The 18,260-nt window shown below is 63.5% G+C and carries 17 protein-coding genes; 16 read left to right on the top strand and 1 reads right to left on the bottom strand.

All coding sequences use genetic code 11. The features are described 5' to 3' along the window. Positions 1 to 4 precede the first annotated feature (4 nt). Positions 5 to 706: an arylesterase gene (locus GV829_RS05575; RefSeq protein WP_169944721.1), complete on the top strand. Its 702-nt coding sequence runs from the start codon at positions 5 to 7 to the stop codon at positions 704 to 706. 5 nt (positions 707 to 711) lie between these two features. Here the strand turns inward: GV829_RS05575 and GV829_RS05580 are convergent, their stop codons facing one another. Continuing rightward, a complete protein-coding gene (locus GV829_RS05580) occupies positions 712 to 2,076 on the bottom strand; it encodes an aromatic ring-hydroxylating oxygenase subunit alpha (RefSeq protein WP_169944723.1) in 1,365 nt (454 codons plus the stop codon). Positions 2,077 to 2,150: 74 nt separating this feature from the next. On the opposite strand from GV829_RS05580, the gene GV829_RS05585 reads away from it, so the two are divergent. The 15 genes from GV829_RS05585 (at position 2,151) to GV829_RS05655 (ending at position 18,209) form a co-directional block, all read left to right on the top strand. After that, the gene (locus GV829_RS05585; protein ID WP_169944725.1) at positions 2,151 to 2,615 is read left to right on the top strand and encodes a DUF3237 domain-containing protein; all 465 of its coding nucleotides are present in this window, start codon (positions 2,151 to 2,153) and stop codon (positions 2,613 to 2,615) included. A 3-nt stretch (positions 2,616 to 2,618) separates the two neighbouring features. Then, on the top strand, positions 2,619 to 2,801 hold the full coding sequence (locus GV829_RS05590) for a hypothetical protein (RefSeq protein ID WP_169944727.1): 183 nt from the start codon (positions 2,619 to 2,621) through the stop codon (positions 2,799 to 2,801). Positions 2,802 to 2,817: 16 nt separating this feature from the next. After that, positions 2,818 to 4,020, top strand: a complete 1,203-nt coding sequence (locus GV829_RS05595; protein ID WP_169944729.1) for a BaiN/RdsA family NAD(P)/FAD-dependent oxidoreductase — start codon at positions 2,818 to 2,820, stop codon at positions 4,018 to 4,020. A 63-nt stretch (positions 4,021 to 4,083) separates the two neighbouring features. Next, positions 4,084 to 5,985: a DEAD/DEAH box helicase gene (locus GV829_RS05600; RefSeq protein WP_169944731.1), complete on the top strand. Its 1,902-nt coding sequence runs from the start codon at positions 4,084 to 4,086 to the stop codon at positions 5,983 to 5,985. 8 nt (positions 5,986 to 5,993) lie between these two features. Next, the gene (locus GV829_RS05605; protein ID WP_169944733.1) at positions 5,994 to 6,467 is read left to right on the top strand and encodes a YaiI/YqxD family protein; all 474 of its coding nucleotides are present in this window, start codon (positions 5,994 to 5,996) and stop codon (positions 6,465 to 6,467) included. Positions 6,468 to 6,574: 107 nt separating this feature from the next. Beyond that, complete coding sequence (locus GV829_RS05610) at positions 6,575 to 7,927, top strand: phosphotransferase family protein (protein WP_246203072.1); 1,353 nt, start codon at positions 6,575 to 6,577, stop codon at positions 7,925 to 7,927. Between the two features lie 72 nt (positions 7,928 to 7,999). Continuing rightward, on the top strand, positions 8,000 to 9,289 hold the full coding sequence (locus GV829_RS05615; protein ID WP_169948004.1) for an acyl-CoA dehydrogenase family protein: 1,290 nt from the start codon (positions 8,000 to 8,002) through the stop codon (positions 9,287 to 9,289). Positions 9,290 to 9,431: 142 nt separating this feature from the next. Continuing rightward, positions 9,432 to 11,174, top strand: a complete 1,743-nt coding sequence (locus GV829_RS05620) for an N-acyl-D-amino-acid deacylase family protein (protein WP_169944736.1) — start codon at positions 9,432 to 9,434, stop codon at positions 11,172 to 11,174. A gap of 107 nt (positions 11,175 to 11,281) precedes the next feature. Then, the gene (locus GV829_RS05625; protein ID WP_169944738.1) at positions 11,282 to 12,067 is read left to right on the top strand and encodes a DUF4129 domain-containing protein; all 786 of its coding nucleotides are present in this window, start codon (positions 11,282 to 11,284) and stop codon (positions 12,065 to 12,067) included. After that, positions 12,064 to 13,302 (top strand): DUF4350 domain-containing protein, encoded by a 1,239-nt coding sequence (locus GV829_RS05630; RefSeq protein ID WP_169944741.1) that lies wholly within the window; start codon positions 12,064 to 12,066, stop codon positions 13,300 to 13,302. Before GV829_RS05625 ends, GV829_RS05630 begins: the two co-directional genes overlap by 4 nt. Next, on the top strand, positions 13,280 to 14,245 hold the full coding sequence (locus tag GV829_RS05635) for an AAA family ATPase (protein WP_169944743.1): 966 nt from the start codon (positions 13,280 to 13,282) through the stop codon (positions 14,243 to 14,245). Before GV829_RS05630 ends, GV829_RS05635 begins: the two co-directional genes overlap by 23 nt. Next, positions 14,242 to 15,585 (top strand): DUF58 domain-containing protein, encoded by a 1,344-nt coding sequence (locus GV829_RS05640; RefSeq protein ID WP_169944746.1) that lies wholly within the window; start codon positions 14,242 to 14,244, stop codon positions 15,583 to 15,585. Before GV829_RS05635 ends, GV829_RS05640 begins: the two co-directional genes overlap by 4 nt. A 13-nt stretch (positions 15,586 to 15,598) precedes the next feature. Further along, entirely contained in the window at positions 15,599 to 16,618 is a 1,020-nt protein-coding gene (locus GV829_RS05645; protein ID WP_169944749.1) for a stage II sporulation protein M, read from the top strand. Further along, positions 16,615 to 17,520: an RDD family protein gene (locus GV829_RS05650; RefSeq protein WP_169944751.1), complete on the top strand. Its 906-nt coding sequence runs from the start codon at positions 16,615 to 16,617 to the stop codon at positions 17,518 to 17,520. The genes GV829_RS05645 and GV829_RS05650 overlap by 4 nt, the downstream gene beginning before the upstream one ends. Beyond that, positions 17,517 to 18,209 (top strand): nitroreductase, encoded by a 693-nt coding sequence (locus tag GV829_RS05655; RefSeq protein WP_169944753.1) that lies wholly within the window; start codon positions 17,517 to 17,519, stop codon positions 18,207 to 18,209. Before GV829_RS05650 ends, GV829_RS05655 begins: the two co-directional genes overlap by 4 nt. Positions 18,210 to 18,260 lie beyond the last annotated feature (51 nt).

Here is an 18,260-nt window from a genome sequence, read left to right on the forward strand (position 1 = left end):
CTTGATGAAAAACTTCCGGGAAATCGGGTTGGCAGTGTTCACCTGCCTGGCTGTTACTGGCTGTGGAGATGGTGCGCCTGCCGCGACGGACAAGGTCTCGGTAGCGGAAAACACTGTCCAGACTGCAAATGCTGCCGTTGATGCTGATACGCGGCTGGTGGTGGTGTTCGGTGACAGCCTCTACGCCGGCTATGGCCTCGACCGGGAAGAAGGCTTTGCGCCTGAACTGGAAAAGGCACTCAAGGCGCGGGGCCTGACGGTCAGCGTTCACAACGCCGGCGTGTCCGGCGACACGACTGCGGCGGGTCTGGCCCGGCTTGGCTTCGCGCTCGATGGCCTGCCAAAGAAGCCGGACCTCGTCCTCGTCGGCCTTGGCGGGAACGACATGCTGCGCGGGATCGGGCCTGAACAGACCCGCGCCAATCTTGACGCCATCCTTGCCGAACTGGACCGCAGGCAGATACCGGCCATGCTCACCGGCATGCTCGCTGCGCCCAATCTCGGGGCGGATTACAGTGCCGCCTTTAACCCGATCTTCCCCGAACTGGCGCGCAGGCACGACGTGCCGCTGTACCCATTCTTCCTGGAAGGTGTGGTTGGCAATCCGCAACTGATGTTGCCTGACAGCATTCACCCCAATGCCGCCGGGGTTGATGTCGTCATCGGCAAGCTGACCCCGCAGGTCGCGCGAGCGCTTGCCGACTGAGGCGATCAGCCGCCGCCAGCCATATAGGCGTCGAGCGTCTCATGATAATGGCGGATGCGGCTTTCCTGATAGCGGGCCAGCGTCACCCCCGGCTTGCGTGAGGCACGCAGTCCTTTTTGGATACGCATCAGATTGTCGGTGTCCTGATCAGCGACCATCGCGGCTGATCCCAGTTCCGGCGCATCAGACCAGTTCTGGTCCGGGCCGAGCATTGTCATTGTGGCGGGCGCCGGGTGGCTGCCATCGGGCGCCTTGGAGAACAGGAACATGATCTCCATGATCGAGCTTTCCGGATCGTCGCCATTGGGCCTGAACCGATAGGTGATCGGCAATGCCTGTCCACCCCAGGGGACCATGTTGGGGAACAGCATATATTCGATGAGGTCCAGCGATTCCGTATCCGAAAGGTCGGACATGTCGCGGCCGATGGATTTCGATATCCGTTCACGAGCCCGTTGCGCCAGCTTGCCGCGCGCCGTTTCGCCGTCATCAACCTCTATCGGCTTGCCGGCAAAGAAGGGGACATCGCGGCGCATGTCGGCAATTGTCCGTTCAGGCGGCAGATGCGCCATTGCGGGGCTTGGTACACCCTGCACGCTGATCATCCGGCTGGTGTGGCGCATACCCGGCCACACGTCATATTGGGTATTGGTGTCGCCATAATAGCCGAGCACCTGCGGGTGGGCGGAAGCGACATGATAGGCCTCGACAAAGGCCTCCATCGCCAGCTTCCAGTTGCACGGCATGATCTTGGCGACATGCGCCGCCTTGTACCGGTCCTCTAGGTTGAATGCGGCAAAATGATCGGGCAGGTTTTCGAGATAGCTGTCGAGCGGTTCGCACTCGGTATCGAAATTGATGAAGACAAAGCCGCCCCATGTCCCGACCTTGGCTTGGGGCAGGTCCATCGCCGCCTTGTCGACATGCGGGAAATCCCACTGGCCGGGCAGCGCGGTCAACTTGCCCTGCAAATTCCAGGTCCAGCCGTGAAAGGGGCAGCGCAGATGTTTGACGCACCCCCCCTCAGTCCGCAACAATGTGCCCCGATGGAGACAGCTGTTCACATAGGCACGGATCTCGTCGGGCGCGGTGCGGATGACGATCAGCGAATCATGGACGATTTCATAGACGATATGGTCGCCGACATTCGGGATCTCCTCGACCCGGCATGCGAGCTGCCAGCATTTGCGCCAAACCTGTTCAATCTCCCGTTCATGCCAGGACCGGCTGTAATAGCGATCGGCCGATACGTCCTCGGTGGACTGGCCCTTGGCCGGGGACTCTTCCCGCATGACTGCCGGTGCCGGGTTGGTGTCGCCGGCCAGCACCTCCTGCACCGAAGGGCCGGGGCGTCGCGATATCAGGTCCATATTCTCTCCTTTCGCGCGGTTCCGCGCTGCTTGTCATTTGGCCAACACAGTGCGTTCATGCTACCGGCCATGCAATGACCAATCTTGTCCATTCGCCGCTGATGACGCTCAGCCTCACTGTCGATTTCGCCGCCATGCGGATGATCGGCCAGACGCCCGCCGGCCTGCGCCGCATTGCTCCGGTCACCGGCGGCACATTTGTCGGGGAGAGGCTCAACGGCGCAGTTCTCCCCGGCGGAGCCGATTGGGTGATCAACCGGCCCGACGGCGTCATGGTCATCGACGTCCGACTGACGCTGGAGACTGACGACAAGGCACTGATCTACCTCACTTATCAGGGACGCTTCCTCGCCGAACCCGAAGCGATGCAGCGCTTTGCCAAGGGCGCGTTGCTCGACCCCGCCGACTATTCGCTGGCGGTCACCGCGCGAATGGAATGCGGTGCAGCGCAATACAACTGGCTCAACAATGCCATCATCGTCGGCACCGGCCAGCAGACCGCGACTGGCCCACTCTATTCGCTGTTCACGGTGGGCTGAGCCATGGCCAAGGAATCATTCGAGCGGCACCGCCAACCGTGGCGGCCCGATGAAACGCAAAAGCTTCACCAGCTGGCGGCCAAGGGCATGGCGTTGAAGGCCATTGCCAAGGCACTGACCCGTAGCGAGGAATCGGTCAAGGACAAGGCCCGCGCTGACGGGATCTCGATCGCGAAGCTGCGCTGAGGCCGGGCCGCATTCGATGACAGCGCACAGCTTTGACGCCATCATCCTCGGCGCGGGGGCGGCCGGCCTGTTCTGCGCGGCACAGGCGGGGCAGCGCGGCCGGCGGGTGCTGCTGGTCGATCATGCGGATGAACCGGGGAAAAAGATCCTCATCTCGGGTGGCGGGCGCTGCAACTTCACCAACATCAATGCCGGTCCCGCCAACTACCTCTCAGCCAATCCGCATTTCGCCAAGTCGGCATTCAGCCGCTACACTGCCCAGGATTTCATCGATCTGGTCGATGCCCATGGCATCGCCTGGCACGAAAAGACGCTGGGTCAGCTGTTCTGTGACGGATCGGCGAAACAGATTGTCGCGATGCTGATGGCCGAATGCGCAAAGGGCAGCGTCACCCACTGGTTCTCCTCACCAGTTGATACGGTCAGCCATGCCGATGGCCACTTCACCCTTTGCAGCGGTGGTCGCACCGCCACGGCACCGCGCCTTGTCCTCGCGACCGGTGGCCTGTCGATTCCCAAGCTTGGCGCAACCGGGCTTGCCTATGATCTTGCCCGACAGTTTGGGTTAAAGGTGGTGGAACCGCGCCCGGCGTTGGTGCCGTTGACCCTCGGCGGGGACGAGGTGCTCTTCCGGGAATTGTCGGGTGTCGCCGCGCCGGTAGAGGCGCGCGCAGGCAGCGGCAAGGGCCGCGCCCTTTTCCGCGAAGCCGCCCTGTTCACCCATCGCGGTTTATCGGGTCCCGCCATCCTTCAGGTGTCCAGCTATTGGCGCAAGGGTGAACCCATCGCGATCAACTTCCTGCCTGACTCCACCCCCGACTGGTTGCTCGCTGCCAAGCGTGAGCAGCCGCGCACGAGCCTGCGCAAATTGCTTGGCGGAGCCCTCCCGTCGCGTCTGGCCGATGCACTCTGCGACCAGCTGGGTAAAATGTTGCAGTGCGACATTGCGCTCGCCAACTGCACCGATCCTGTGCTAAGAGCGGTCACAGCCCGGATTTCCGACTGGCAATTCCACCCCAATGGCAGCGAAGGCTTTGCCAAGGCGGAAGTGACCGTCGGCGGTATCAGCACCGCCGAGCTGTCCTCGAAAGACATGGAATCGCGGCGTGTGCCGGGGCTCCACGCGATCGGGGAAGCCGTGGACGTCACCGGCTGGCTCGGTGGCTATAACTTTCAATGGGCGTGGGCGAGCGGATGGGCCGCAGGCCAGTCGCTCTGATTCCCTGAAGGTGGTGCAACCGCATGGTTTTGCGGGCGCTTCCTGTTTGCTATTGGAAAAACAATGTCTTTCTCTTCCGTGCCCGCCATCTTGGGTCAGGCCCTCACCGAACGTGGCTATGAAGCGCCGACCCCGGTGCAGGCTGCCGTTATTGAAGCCGAAGCGCATGGCCGCGATCTCATCGTCTCGGCGCAAACCGGCTCGGGCAAGACCGTCGCTTTTGGCCTTGCCATGGCCGACGATCTGCTCGCTGATCCGGCGACGCTGGCGCTTGCGCAAAGCCCGTTGGCGCTGATCATCGCGCCGACCCGCGAATTGGCGCTTCAGGTCAGCCGGGAACTGCTCTGGCTCTATCGCGCCACCGGTGCGCGCATTGCCACCTGCGTCGGCGGCATGGATGCCAGCCGCGAACGGCGGATGCTTGGCCATGGCGCGCACATTGTTGTTGGCACGCCCGGCCGCCTGCGTGACCATCTCGAACGTGGCGCGCTCGACCTGTCGGGGCTCAAGGTCGCCGTGCTCGATGAGGCGGACGAAATGCTCGACATGGGCTTTCGCGACGACCTCGAGGAACTGCTCGATGCCACGCCCGAGGGCCGCCGCACGCTCCTATTCTCGGCCACCATGCCCAAGCCGATCGTGGCCCTTGCCAAGCGGTACCAGCGCGACGCCCTGCGCATCGAAACCCTGGGCCAGGATCGCGGCCATGGCGACATCAGCTATCAGGCAGTGACCGTCGCCCCTGCCGACATTGAACATGCGGTGGTCAACCTGCTGCGTCTGCACGAAGCGGAAACGGCCATGTTGTTCTGCGCCACGCGGGACAATGTCCGCCACCTCCACGCCAGCCTGACCGAGCGGGGTTTCGCGGCTGTAGCCCTGTCGGGTGAACACAGCCAGTCGGAACGCAACCACGCGCTTCAGGCGCTGCGCGACCGTCGCGCGCGGGTCTGTGTGGCTACTGACGTGGCGGCGCGTGGCATTGACCTGCCGACGCTCAGCCTCGTCGTCCATGTCGAAATCCCGCGCGATGCAGAGACGCTGCAACACCGTTCGGGCCGCACCGGCCGCGCGGGCAAAAAGGGCACGGCAGTCATCATTGTCCCCTATCCTCGCCGTCGCCGGGTCGAAATGCTGCTCCGCGATGCCAAGGTCAGCGCCGAATGGATGGGACCGCCAACGCCCGAAGCGATCCGCGAGCAGGACCGCGCGCGCCTCATCGAAACGCTGATGGCGCCGGTTGAGACCGATGAGGAGGATGCCATCCTCGCTGCCCGCCTGCTGGAGCAGAAAACACCCGAAGAAATCGCCGCTGCACTCGTCCATGCCCATCGCGCTTCGCTGCCGCAACCCGAGGAACTGCTGATCGACACTGGCCCCGCCCCGCGCGCCGGCCGTGAAGACCGTGCAGATCGCGGCCCGCGTCCCGGTTTTGAGGACACCGTCTGGTTCCGCATGGATGTCGGTCGCCGCCAGAACGCCGATCCACGCTGGCTGCTGCCGTTGCTTTGCCGTCGCGGCCACATCACCAAGGCAGAGATTGGCGCGATCCGCATCAACCCCACCGATACCTTTGTCGAAATTCCCCGCGCCATTGCTGACCGCTTTGCCGAGGCGCTGCGCCGGACCGAACGTCCTGATGCCGAGGATGAGAGCGGCATTGCCATTGTCCCGGCGCCGCAGGGTCCGGGTCAGGCAGACCGCGGTCCGCCGCGGGGAGGTCCGCGTCCCGGTCCGCGTTCGGGTCCGCATGATGGTCCGCCCCGCCGCAAGCAGCTGGCCCCTCGCGGTGAAGGCCCCCGTAGCGACAACTATCGTGCCGACGGACCCCGTGGTCCCCGCGGCGATGGTCCCCGCGGTGCGTCGCGCCCCGGTGGTCCGGGCCGTCCCGGTGGGAAGGGCCGTTCCTTTCCGCCGCAGGCTGGTGGCCGCCCGCCGTTCAAGGGCAAGCCGCCCAAGCGCTGAAGGTCTGCATGGCTGTCCTGATCTTCGTCGATGCCGATGCCTGTCCGGTCAAGGACGAGGTGTACAAGGTGGCGTGGCGGCATGAGGTGCCGGTCACCCTTGTCGCCAACAGCCATCTGCGCATTCCCGACCATCCACTGATCAGCCGCATCACCGTCAGCGACGGTTTCGATGCGGCGGATGACTGGATTGCAGACCGGGCAGGGCCTGCGACGATCATCATCACCGCCGACATATTGCTGGCGGATCGATGCCTCAAATCGGGAGCGACAGTGCTGGCCCCCAATGGCAAACCCTTCACCGGCAGCGGAATCGGCAATGCTGTCGCCGTCCGGGCGATCATGGCCGACCTGCGAGCCGGGGCGGTGGGCGCTCCGGTCGGCGGTCCGCCGCCGTTCAGCAAGGCTGACCGCTCGCGTTTCCTCTCCGAACTCGACACGGCGTTGGTCCGGCTCAAGCGACTGCATCCGGGCGCGATTTGACGGGTTGGTCCCGCCGATATGGCAGGTCCTGCCAAAAGTGCCAGCTTTGCTTTACGTGCACGTAAAGCGGCTTGACTCGGCTCGCCTCGTCCCCGCTAATCATCGGCGTGACTGATAAAGACGCCTTCGCCCAACGCCTGTCCAACGTCCTGTCGCGGATCACGCCGGGGACCATTACCTCGATGCAGCGCCTGTCGGGCGGCGCGAACATGGAAAGCTGGTCAATCGACTGGACCAGCGGCGATAGCGTCCACGGCTATATCCTGCGCCGCGCGCCCTCGGCAGAGTGGATGGCGGGCCGCCCCTTTGGGCTCGATACCGAAGCGGCGCTGGTCATGGCGGCGCGCGCTGGCGGCGTGCTTGCCCCTGAAGTTGTCACCATCCTCACCCCCGGCGACGATTTGGGTGAGGGCTATGTCATGGTCCGGGTCGAGGCGGATGTGAGCCCCGCCGCCATCCTCGCCAGCGCCTCGCCGACACTGATCGAAGATATTGCCCGCGAACAGGCGCGAATCCACGCCCTGCCGATCGACAGCCTGCCCGCCAATATCCCGCCGATGGATACCGCCGCCGCTCTGGCTGAACTCAAGCGCCGCTTCATCGCCTATGGCGGTGACCGGCCGATCATCGCGCTGGCGATCCGCTGGCTGGAAGATCACCTCCCCGATCCCGCGCCGCCCGCGTTGGTCCATGGCGATCTGCGCATGGGCAACATCATGGCAACGCCACAGGGGCTCGCCGCCGTGCTCGACTGGGAACTGGCCCATATCGGTGACGCGCATGAGGATCTCGCCTATGGCTGCATGACAGTCTGGCGTTTCGGCCAGATCGACAAGCCGGCCTTTGGCCTGTCCGATCTCGAACGCTATTTCGCCGCCTATGAAGCAACTGGCGGTCGCCCTGTCGAGCGCGACCGTTTCCACTTCTGGCTGGTCTATCGCACCCTGTGGTGGGCGCTTGGTTGCCTGCAAATGGGCGAATTCTGGCGCTCGGGATCTGACCCCAGCCTTGAACGCACCGTCATTTCCCGCCGCACCAGCGAGAATGAGCTCGACCTCCTCATGCTGCTCGAAGCCGAGGCGCCCGAGGCCGAGCGCAGTGCGCCCTTGCCGCCGCCCGCAGCTGCCCTGCCGGCACCAACCGGTGAAACCAGCGCATCGGAAATCCTTGGTGCCATCAGCGACTGGATGGCAGCTGACCTCAAGCCCAAGGCGTCTGGCCGCGACAAGTTCATGGTCGTCGTCGCGATGAATGCGCTTGGTATGGTCCGGCGCGAACTCGATCGGCCCGTCACCGTGACCGACAAGGCGCTCGCCAACCAATTGCTTTCCGGTCAAGCCAGCCTTGCCACCCCCGGACTGTTGCCGCGCCTGCGCCGTGCCGCGCTCGACAAGCTGACCAACGATGTCCCCAAATATGCCGCGCTGGCCAAGGCGCGGACGGCGTGGGGCGACACATGACCGATTGATCTGGCGCATGGCGGGCGGGACCTCAACGGGCAATGCCTGCCAGCGACCCAAAGGAGAGAGATGATGGATTTCAACCTGCCAAGCGACCTCGTCGCCTATCTCGCCGAATTGGACGAGTTCATTGCCAATGAGATCAAGCCGCTTGAGGAGCAGGACGACAATATCCGCTTCTTTGACCATCGCCGCGAATGGGCCCGCACTGATTTCGAAAATGGCGGTCTTCCGCGTCACGAATGGGAATTGCTGCTCCGTGAAGCGTCGATCCGGGCTGACAAGGCGGGTCACTGGCGTTTCTCCGCGCCCAAGAAATATGGCGGCAAGGATGGCTCGAACCTGTGGATGGCGGTGATCCGCGACCGCTTCGCCGCCAAGGGGCTGGGCCTCCACAATGACCTGCAGAATGAGCACAGCATTGTCGGCAACTTCCCGTTTGTCGCCATGTTCGAACATTTCGGCACGCCCGAACAACAGGAGGAGTTCATCCTCGGCGGCTTTGCCCGGCAAAAGCGGGTGGCCTTCGGCCTCACCGAGCCACACCACGGCTCGGACGCGACGCATATGGAAACCACGGCCGTGCGTGAGACGCGCGATGGCGTTGATGGCTGGCTGATCAATGGCGAGAAGATGTGGACCACCGGCATGCATGTCGCCACCCACTGCGCCACTTTCTGCCGAACCAGCGGCAAGAATGGCGATGCGCGCGGCATCACCTGCCTGCTAGTCCCCAATCCGACCGAGGGGCTGGTGATCGAGGAATATCTGTGGACGTTCAACATGCCTACCGACCACCCCCGCATCAGTTTCACCAATGTCTGGGTGCCCGACAGCGCGATGCTGGGCCCGGTTGATGGCGGTCTCGCCATCGCCCAGAGCTTTGTCCACCAGAACCGCATTCGTCAGGCGGCCTCCTCGCTCGGCGCTGCGACCTATTGCGTCGAGGAATCGGTGCGCTACGCCCGTGAACGCAAGCCATTCGGAGAGGAACTGGCCCGCAACCAGGGCATCCAGTTCCCGCTGGTCGAGCTTGCCACCCAGTGCGAGATGCTGCGCGCCTTCATCTACAAGACCGCCTGGGAAATGGACCAGATGGAGCATGTCGAGATCGAACGCGCGCTCAGCGACAAGATCAGCATGTGCAACTATTGGGGCAACCGTCTCGTCTGTGAAGCGGCTGACCGTGCGATGCAGGTGCATGGCGGTATCGGCTATTCGCGGCACAAGCCGTTCGAGCACATCTATCGCCACCATCGCCGCTATCGCATCACCGAAGGCGCCGAGGAAATCCAGATGCGCAAGGTCGGCGCCTATCTGTTCGGCTACCTCGGCCCGAGAAAGGCCCTGTTCGCCAAGTGAAGGTGAGGGGGGTGGGCCAACCAGCCCCTTTTCGCTGTCCGCTGCCTCCAACCTGTGACAGGTTGCGCTTCGCTACCGACTCATATGCAATGCCGGTAACGCTTCAGAGCGGGCCGAGTCCGCCGGGCAGTGGAGAGAGAGCATGACCTACGATCTTGTCATCCGTGGCGGCACCATCGTTGATGGCAGCGGCGGCGAACCTTTTGTCGGCGATGTCGCGGTGAATGGCGACCGCATCGTCCAGATTGGCTCGGTCAGTGGCGCCGGCAAGGAAGAGATTGACGCCTCGGGCTGCATTGTCACCCCCGGCTTTGTCGATGTGCACACCCATTATGACGGCCAGGCGACTTGGGACGCGGAAATGGCCCCGTCGAGCTGGCATGGCGTCACCACCGTCATCATGGGCAATTGCGGTGTCGGCTTCGCTCCCGCCCGCCCCGATCGCCACGAATGGCTGATCAGCCTGATGGAGGGGGTTGAGGATATCCCCGGCACGGCGCTGGCTGAAGGTATGACTTGGGACTGGGAAACCTTCCCCGAATATCTCGACGCGCTCGAAAAGCTGCCACGCACGGTCGATGTTGGCACCCATGTCCCGCATGGCGCGGTCCGCGCCTATGTGCTCGGCGACCGTGAGCGCCCCGGCGCGATCCCGACTGATGAGGACATCGCCGAAATGTCGCGCATCGTTGAGGAAGGCGTGCGCGCGGGTGCGCTCGGATTTTCCACCTCGCGGACCGTTCTCCACAAGTCGATCGACGGGGAACTGGTACCCGGCACAACAGCCACCGCCGAGGAGCTGGTGGCCATCGGCCGTGCGATGGGCCGCGTCGGCTATGGCGTGTTCGAAATGGCATCCGACATGCGCCGCGAATGGAATGAATTCGGCTGGATGGGCCAGTTGAGCCGCGAAACCGGACTGCCGGTCACCTTTGCCGCGCTGCAAAGCATCGCCAAGGAATTGCCGCTCGAAGAGCAGATCAGCTCGATGCGCGCTGAAAATGACAATGGCGCCAACATCGTCGCGCAGATCGCCTTGCGCGGCAATGGCATCATCATGGCCTGGCGCGGCACCGTCCACCCCTTCCGCTTCAAGCCGGCCTGGACCGAGATTGAGGGCCTGTCGTGGGATGAGCAATATGCCCGCCTGTGCGATCCCGCCTTCCGCCAGCGGATGATCGAGGAAGAGAATATTTTCCCCGAAAGCGACATCATCGATTTCCTGCAAACCGTCGCGCTTGGCTGGCCGGTCCATTTCGAGATGGACCCGGATTTCAACTATGAACCGACCATGGAGGAAAGCGTCGCCGCCCGTGCCGCCGCTGCCGGTGTCTCGCCCGCCGCCTATGCCTATGACCTCCTCATGAAGGATGAGGGCAAGGGCTTCATCTATTTCCCGATCCTCAACTATCGCGACGGCAACCTCAATTTCCTCGAAGAGCTTCAGGAAAGCGACGATTGCGTCAATTCGCTGTCGGATGGCGGCGCCCATTGCGGCACCATCTGCGATGCCGCTTCGCCGACCTTCATGCTCCAGCACTGGGTGCGTGACCGCAAACGCAAACGCATCACGCTGCAAAATGCCATCAAGCGGCAATGCCGCGACACCGCTGTCCTCTATGGACTGCATGATCGCGGCCTCATCGAACCTGGCCTCTTGGCAGACCTCAACATCATCGACATGAACCGCATCAAGCTGGGCAAGCCATGGCTCGCCTTTGACCTGCCGGCTGGCGGCAAGCGCCTGTTGCAAAAGGCGGATGGCTATGTCGCAACGATCAAGTCGGGCGTCGTCACCTTCCGCGAAGGCGTGATGCAGGGGCCGGTGCCGGGCAAGGTGATCCGTGGTCCCCAGCGCGTCGAGCTGGCGATCGCCGCCGAATGACATGAACCGCTGCCGGTTTCGGGCCATTGCGCCAGGTTGGAGCAATTGCCTGTCCTGGCTGCTGGTCGCGCTTGCCAATGTCCCGGTTCACGGGCAATCAGTCTGGCATGACAGGCTGGGCTGCAGACGGAAAAAATGGGGTTACGTCGCGCCACGCGCTGGCGCTTGGTCGGGTGGGCCGGGCGACGATGCTCTTGTGTTTGCTGCTCGTGCCTGCTGCGCCGGCGATGGCGGCTGCGCCTGGTGCTGCTCCGGACAAGGCTGTTGATGCTGCCCTCATCGAACGGGTGATCCGCGACGGCGACATACAGACCAGCTTTACCGTGCCGCCTAGGCAAAACCCGACTCCGGCCCCGCAATGGTTGACCGACCTGTTCGGCTGGATGTTCGGTGACGGCAATGCCCTGGTAAAGGGTTTGGGCTGGTTACTGGTCGTGCTTGTGGTTCTGGGCGCCCTCTATCTCACTATCCCCTGGGTGCGGGATCTGGTCGATAGTCTGTTCGCCCGATTCCGCCGCAAGGCTGAAGATGATGATGGGGATGATTTTGAATGGCGGCCTGACGAAGGAGGCGCCCGCAATCTGCTTGCCGAGGCCGATCGGTTGGCCGAACAGGGCCGCTATGGGGAGGCCGCGCACCTTGTCCTCGGCCGCAGCCTCGAAGATATTGCCAATCGCCGTCCCGGCTTGCTCAAGCCGGCGCTGACCGCCCGTGCCATTGCCCTGATGGATGAACTGCCTTCACCGGCGCGCACCGCCTTTGGCCGCATTGCCGTGGTGGTTGAGCGCAGCCTCTGGGCGCGCCAGCCGATCGACCGATCCGCTTGGCTGGATGCGCGCGGCGCCTATCAGGATTTCGCTTTTGGTGCCCACTGGCGCGGGGGGACACCATGAGCGCCCAGACCAGTGGCGGTTTCAATGCCCGCATCATCGCCGCCGTCATCATTGCCGGTATTGTTGGCTTTATCGGCTATTGGGCGCTGACTGCCTTTGCCCCGGAACTGGGCTCGGGGCGTGATGGCGCTGCGCATGGCTTGTCCTCATCGGCCGCTGGATACAGCGGCGTCATCGCCCTGCTGAAGGAGGTGGGCGAACCCGTCAGCATTGTTCGCAATGCCGAAGCAGGCGCGCCGAAATCGGGCAATACGCGGTTCGGAGGCTTGCTGGTGCTGACGCCTGACCCCCGCACCAGCCCGGACGCCATTGTCGAGCGTCTGGAAAGGGTTGATGGACCCGTGCTGATCATCCTGCCCAAGCATCGCGTCTTCCCGGACATTCTCCACCGCGGCTGGGCCAGTCGGGCCGGGCTGGTCGAGGCTCCGGAATCGATCCTCAAGATCAGCAACTGGGGCCTTGATCCAAAGACGGACACCCGCTCCTTTTCCGGCGTCAACCGGATGGTTTCCTTGTGGGACGAGGCGCCGTTCCGGCTGGTGATGAACGATGAAGACTTGCGCTCGGTCAGCGGAAAGGGGGTGACCCCCTTGCTCCAGATCGAGGGACAGACCGTGCTCGCGGAGCTTGCTGGCCGGAAAGACCTGTTTGTCCTGGCCGATCCGGATTTCGTCAACAATCGCGCCCTTCGGGATCCTGCGCAGGCCACATCCGCGATTGCCTTGTTGCGCGGCATTGCGGGACCGGGGGAGCCCATTGCCTTTGATGTCGTGCTCAACGGCTATGGCGCGAACAGCAACTCGCTGCTCAGGCTGGCCTTTGTGCCGCCATTCCTCGGCCTGACCCTATGCCTCATCATCGCCGCCTTGCTCGCCCTTTGGCAGGGCTTTGTCCGCTTTGGCCCGCCCTGGCGGGAAGGGCGCAACGTTGCCTTTGGCAAGGCCGGTCTGGTTGCCAACAGTGCCCGCCTTATCGTCCAGGCGCGACGCATCACCAACTTTGCCAGCCGCTATGGCGCGATGGTGCGCGAATCCGCCGCCCGCCGCCTGCATGCGCCACCCGGTCTGACCGGTACCGCGCTCGACCAGTGGCTCGACCGTTTTGCCGATCGCCGCGGCCAGCGTTTCTCAACCCTGCTGGCCCGTCTCGAAACGGCTGGAAACCCTGTGGAAATTGTCCAGTGCGCTGCCGCATTGGGGCAATGGCGAAAGGATGTGCTGCGTGAAAGTGACTGACGTTCAGGCTTTGGGCCAGGCCATATCGGGCGAAGTCGCCAAGGCGGTGGTTGGCCAGCAAGAGCTGGTCAATCGGCTGTTGGTCGCGCTGATGGCGGGAGGGCACGTCTTGCTCGAAGGGCCGCCGGGCACCGCCAAGACGCTGCTGGCCCAATGTTTCGCACGGGCAACCGGACTGCAATTCGGGCGCATCCAGTTCACGCCGGATCTGATGCCCGGGGATATCCTCGGATCGAACCTTTTCAACTTCCAGACTTCGGCCTTCACCCTGACCCGCGGGCCGATCTTCACCGAAATCCTGCTGGCTGACGAAATCAACCGCACCCCGCCCAAAACGCAGGCGGCGTTGCTCCAAGCGATGCAGGAACGGCGTGTGACGCTCGATGGCGAAACCCATCACCTCTCGCCCCGCTTCACCGTTATCGCCACCCAAAACCCGATCGAAAGCCAAGGTGTCTATCCGCTGCCCGAAGCCCAACTCGACCGGTTCCTGTTCAAGCTCGCCGTCGGCTATCCGGACCTGGACGAGGAACGGCGCATCGTTGCAGGGCACGGCAGCCTGTTTGAACGGATCGATGCCGAACGGATGGGCGTTATCGCCGTGTGCAACGGCGATATGTTGGCACAGGCGATTTCGGCGGTATCGACCGTCACCATGGCGTCTGAAATCGTCGATTATATCGTCAGCCTGGTCCGCGCGACGCGTGAATCGCCTGATCTGTCGAGCGGTGCCAGCCCGCGCGCTGCCGCCTTGCTCGCCCGCGCTTCCAATGCCGCTGCAGCACTTGCCGGGCGCGATTATGTGATTCCGGACGATGTCCAGTCGATCGCTGCCGACCTGTTGCGCCATCGCTTGCTGCTCTCCCCTTCGGCGGAAATTGACGGGCGACAGGTGGATGCCATCGTTGCAGATCTGATTGCATCGGTGGAGGCGCCCCGGTGATAGCCCCGACGGGCCGCCTTATCCTGCTGGCCGCCGCTGGTGCGCCCGTGGCGATCCTGCTCGGGTTGGCCCGTCCCGAATGGTGGGTGGCCGCGCCTTTGTGGCTTGGCCTGTGTCTCGCGCTGTTTGCCCTCGATGCGCTGATTTCGGCATCCATCACGCGGACAGGCCTTTCGGTCCGATCGCCCGCGGTGGTGGGCGTGGGGGAGGATGCCATGGTGCGCCTCGCCGTTACCACCGAAGCGGCGGGAGGCGCGCGGCAAGCGCGGGCCGCGCTTGACGTCGACAGCCGCCTGTCGGCTAATGGCCGTATCGAAACACCGCTGCGCCATGCCGAAGATGATCTGCCCGGCGATGTTTCTGCCACTTTGACGCTCACTCCGCGTCGCCGTGGTCGCGCTGGCATCGCGACCGGTTGGGTCAGCTGGCTGGGCCCGCTGGGCCTTGTCCGCAAACAGCGCCGCGTCTCTGTCGATCAGGCCATAGCCGTCGTCCCGTCAATCCGCCCGGTTCGGGAAGAAGGCGCCAAACTCTTTGCCCGCGACGCCATGGTTGGCCAACGGTTGCACGCACGGCTGGGGGAGGGCAGCGAGTTTGAATCGCTCGTCCGCTTCATGCCGGGGCTGGACCGGCGCGCCATCGACTGGAAGCAATCGGCCCGCCACGCTGATCTGCTGGCCAAACAGTTCGAGACGGAACGCGACAATCGCATTGTCTTTGCCGTGGACTGTGGCCGGATGATGAGTGAACCGGTCGTCACGCCCGATGGTCACACGGAACCCCGGCTTGACCGGGCTGTCTCCGCCGCGCTCACGCTTGGCTATGTCGCGCTGCGGCTTGAAGATCGGGTCAGCCTGTTCGCCTTTGCCGGTAAGCCCCGCCTAGCCAGCCGCGAATTTTCCCGCCTGTCGGATTTCGCCGCCCTGCGCCGCGCCGCCGGCGACATCGACTATGGGGCGGAGGAAACCAACTATACCCTCGCTCTCGCCAGCCTCGGCGCCTCGCTCAAACGGCGGGCGATGATTGTCATTTTCACCGAATTTGCCGACGCCAACAGCACCGAACTCATGCTGCGTGCAGCCGAACGCCTTTCCGCCAAGCATCTGCTCCTGTTTGTCGTCATGGCTGACAGCGAATTGGAAAGCATTGCCAACCGTGTACCGGTCACTGCCGAGGACATGGCGGGGGCAACCATCGCCGCCGAACTGTTGCGAGACCGGCAACTGGTGCTTACCCGTCTGCGCCGAATGGGCGCGCTGGTGCTCGAGGCGCCGGCCAGCGGCGTATCGGCGAGCCTGCTCGCCACCTATGTCCGGGTAAAGCGACAGGGCCTGATCTGATGAGGAGCAACTGATGGCCAATCCTGCCCCCATCGCTTATTCGACCGCAGCTTTCCGCAGGGAAAGGGAAGCTGATTGGCAGGCGTTCGAACAGCTGGTGCAGCGTCTCGAAAGTGGATCGATCCGTCGCCTCAGCGATGATGATCTTTTGGCCCTGCCCCGCCATTATCGCGCCACCCTGTCGTCGCTGTCACTGGCGCGTTCGACCAGCCTTGATGTCGCGCTGATCGATTATCTCGAATCGCTCGCCATGCGTGGCTACTTTCTCCTCTACGGCATCCGCGAATCGCGCAGCCACCGGTTCGTCCAATTTTTCCGCACCAGCTGGCCCGCCGCCGTCCGCGCCTTGTGGAAAGAAACGCTGGTGATTGCCCTGCTGCTCGTTCTGGGGGTGGCGGTTTCCTGGTCGCTGGTTGCTCATGACCCGGAATGGTTCCACCGGCTGGTCGGCGAGGATATGGCCCAGGGCCGCGTTCCCGGCGCCAGTGTCGCGACCCTGCGCGACACTGTGTATGGCGAGCCAAAAGGTGGTGGCCTCCATATTTTCGCCGCCTCCCTGTTCACCCACAACAGCCAGGTATCGATCACCGCCTATGCGCTCGGTTTTGCCTTTGGCCTGCCGTCGATGTTCCTGCTGATGTATCAAGGTCTGCCGCTTGGCTCGATGATGGCGGTATTTCATCAGGCCGGACTTGGCCTCGATTTCGCCGCCTGGTTGTCGATCCATGGCACGACAGAATTGTACGCGGCCATTCTGTCCGGCGCCGCCGGTCTCAAGATCGGCAGCGCCTTTGCCTTTCCCGGCCACCGTTCGCGGATGACTGCGGCGGCAGAGGCGGGCAAGGCGACCGGCGCGGTGATGATCGGGGTCATCATCATGCTGTTGTGCGCCGGCTTGCTTGAAGGCTTCGGGCGCCAGCTGATCCAGTCGATGACCCTGCGTTTCGCGATTGGCGGCACCCTTCTCGCCTTCTGGCTCAGCTATTTCTACATCCCCCGCAACCGTCTCGCGCAACAGGCTGGCCCGGCGTGAACGCCCCTGCACACAGCCCGGCTGCTGCGGCGGCCCGCGCCGGCCGTCGCCGGCATGACAAGGTGCGGCACTTCGTCACACCGGAAGGTGTCGATCTCAGTCTTGAAATCGCCAGTGCCGGCCTGCGACTGGTGGCGCTGTGCCTCGACCTTTTGCTGATGCTGGCGGTGTTGATCATGGCCAGCATCATCCTTGGCGTGCTGGGCCTGTCCAGCGGCGAAGACAGTGCCGGTTTTGTCTCGATAATCTGGTTGCTGGGGTTTTTCCTGTTGCGCAATTTCTGGTTCGTCCTGTTCGAACTCGGTCCCCGTGCCGCCACACCGGGCAAGCGCGCGGTCGGAATCCGCGTCGTGGCACGTGATGGCGGACGGCTCACCGTTCCCTCGGTGATGGCGCGCAACCTTGTCCGTGAAGGGGAGATTTTCCTGCCGCTGGCCTTCATTACCCAGTCGATGGCGGAAGACAGTATCAGCCAGGCGATCGCTGTTTTTGGGATGATGTGGACTCTCGGCCTCGGCTTTTTCCTGTTGTTCAACAAGGATCGCATGCGGCTGGGGGATCTTATCGGTGGCACCTGGGTGGTCATGGCCAAGCGCAAGAAAATGGCGGTTGATCTGGCCGAAACCCATGTCGGAACCAGCCCCGGCGCTCCTGTCTTCACGCCTGCCGAATTGTCGGTTTATGGCATATATGAACTGCAAGAGCTGGAACGGGTCCTGCGGCAACGCGATCCACAAACGATGATTGCCGTGTCCGATGCGATCCGCGCCAAGATCGGCCATGCGCATGGCGTGGATGATCAGGTCTTCCTCACTGCCTATTATCGTCAGTTGAAAGCCCGGATGGAGCGTGATCTCCTGTTCGGGAAACGCCGTGAAAACAAATATGAGGAATTGAAATGAGCCTGCCTGGCCCGTCCACCACCGTTACTGCCGCCATGCGCGACCGCCGCTCGGTGCGCGCCTTCACCGATCAGCCGGTCGATCGGGCCCTGCTTCGCACCATCCTCGAAACCGCGCAGCGCGCGCCGTCTGGCGGCAATGTCCAACCCTGGCAGGTTAGCGTGCTGACCGGGGACTCCCTCTCGGCGATGATTGCCGCCGTCGGTGCCCGCCTCGCAATGGGGGCAGCCGGGTCACAGCCCGAATATCAAATCTATCCCGATCCCACGCCCGATCCGTGGATGGCCCGCCGCTATGGCGTTGCCTATGCCATGTATGAATCGCTCGGTATCGCGCGTGAGGACAAGATGGGCCGTGCCATGGCGATGGCCAATAATTTCAAGGCGTTCGGCGCGCCGGTTCTGCTCTTTGTCCATTGCCAGCGCTTCATGGGCCCGCCGCAATGGGCCGACATGGGTATCTGGTTGCAATCAGTGATGCTGCTCTGCCGCGAAGCCGGGCTTGATACCTGCCCCCAGGAAGCCTGGGCCAATTTCGGCCAGACCGTGCGTGACCAGCTGGGGCTGGGGGACGATCAAATCCTCTACACCGGTCTCGCCATCGGTCATGCCGATTGGAGTGCGCCGGTCAATAATTTCCCGGTCGATCGCGCCCCGCTCGACGAAGTGGTCAGCTGGCACGGCTTCTGAGCAAAGGTCGTCATTGCGAGGAGCGCAGCGAAGCGGCAATCCAGTGTTCGC

Origin of the sequence: Sphingomonas lacunae, from assembly GCF_012979535.1 — a bacterium.
GTDB lineage: Bacteria > Pseudomonadota > Alphaproteobacteria > Sphingomonadales > Sphingomonadaceae > Sphingopyxis > Sphingopyxis lacunae.

Coding starts and splice junctions, on each gene's coding strand:
- GV829_RS05575 (WP_169944721.1), top strand. CDS start 5: ATGAAAAACTTCCGGGAAATCGGGTTGGCAGTGTTCACCTGCCTGGCT.
- GV829_RS05580 (WP_169944723.1), bottom strand. CDS start 2,076: ATGGACCTGATATCGCGACGCCCCGGCCCTTCGGTGCAGGAGGTGCTG.
- GV829_RS05585 (WP_169944725.1), top strand. CDS start 2,151: ATGACCAATCTTGTCCATTCGCCGCTGATGACGCTCAGCCTCACTGTC.
- GV829_RS05590 (WP_169944727.1), top strand. CDS start 2,619: ATGGCCAAGGAATCATTCGAGCGGCACCGCCAACCGTGGCGGCCCGAT.
- GV829_RS05595 (WP_169944729.1), top strand. CDS start 2,818: ATGACAGCGCACAGCTTTGACGCCATCATCCTCGGCGCGGGGGCGGCC.
- GV829_RS05600 (WP_169944731.1), top strand. CDS start 4,084: ATGTCTTTCTCTTCCGTGCCCGCCATCTTGGGTCAGGCCCTCACCGAA.
- GV829_RS05605 (WP_169944733.1), top strand. CDS start 5,994: ATGGCTGTCCTGATCTTCGTCGATGCCGATGCCTGTCCGGTCAAGGAC.
- GV829_RS05615 (WP_169948004.1), top strand. CDS start 8,000: ATGGATTTCAACCTGCCAAGCGACCTCGTCGCCTATCTCGCCGAATTG.
- GV829_RS05620 (WP_169944736.1), top strand. CDS start 9,432: ATGACCTACGATCTTGTCATCCGTGGCGGCACCATCGTTGATGGCAGC.
- GV829_RS05625 (WP_169944738.1), top strand. CDS start 11,282: ATGACAGGCTGGGCTGCAGACGGAAAAAATGGGGTTACGTCGCGCCAC.
- GV829_RS05630 (WP_169944741.1), top strand. CDS start 12,064: ATGAGCGCCCAGACCAGTGGCGGTTTCAATGCCCGCATCATCGCCGCC.
- GV829_RS05635 (WP_169944743.1), top strand. CDS start 13,280: ATGTGCTGCGTGAAAGTGACTGACGTTCAGGCTTTGGGCCAGGCCATA.
- GV829_RS05645 (WP_169944749.1), top strand. CDS start 15,599: ATGGCCAATCCTGCCCCCATCGCTTATTCGACCGCAGCTTTCCGCAGG.
- GV829_RS05655 (WP_169944753.1), top strand. CDS start 17,517: ATGAGCCTGCCTGGCCCGTCCACCACCGTTACTGCCGCCATGCGCGAC.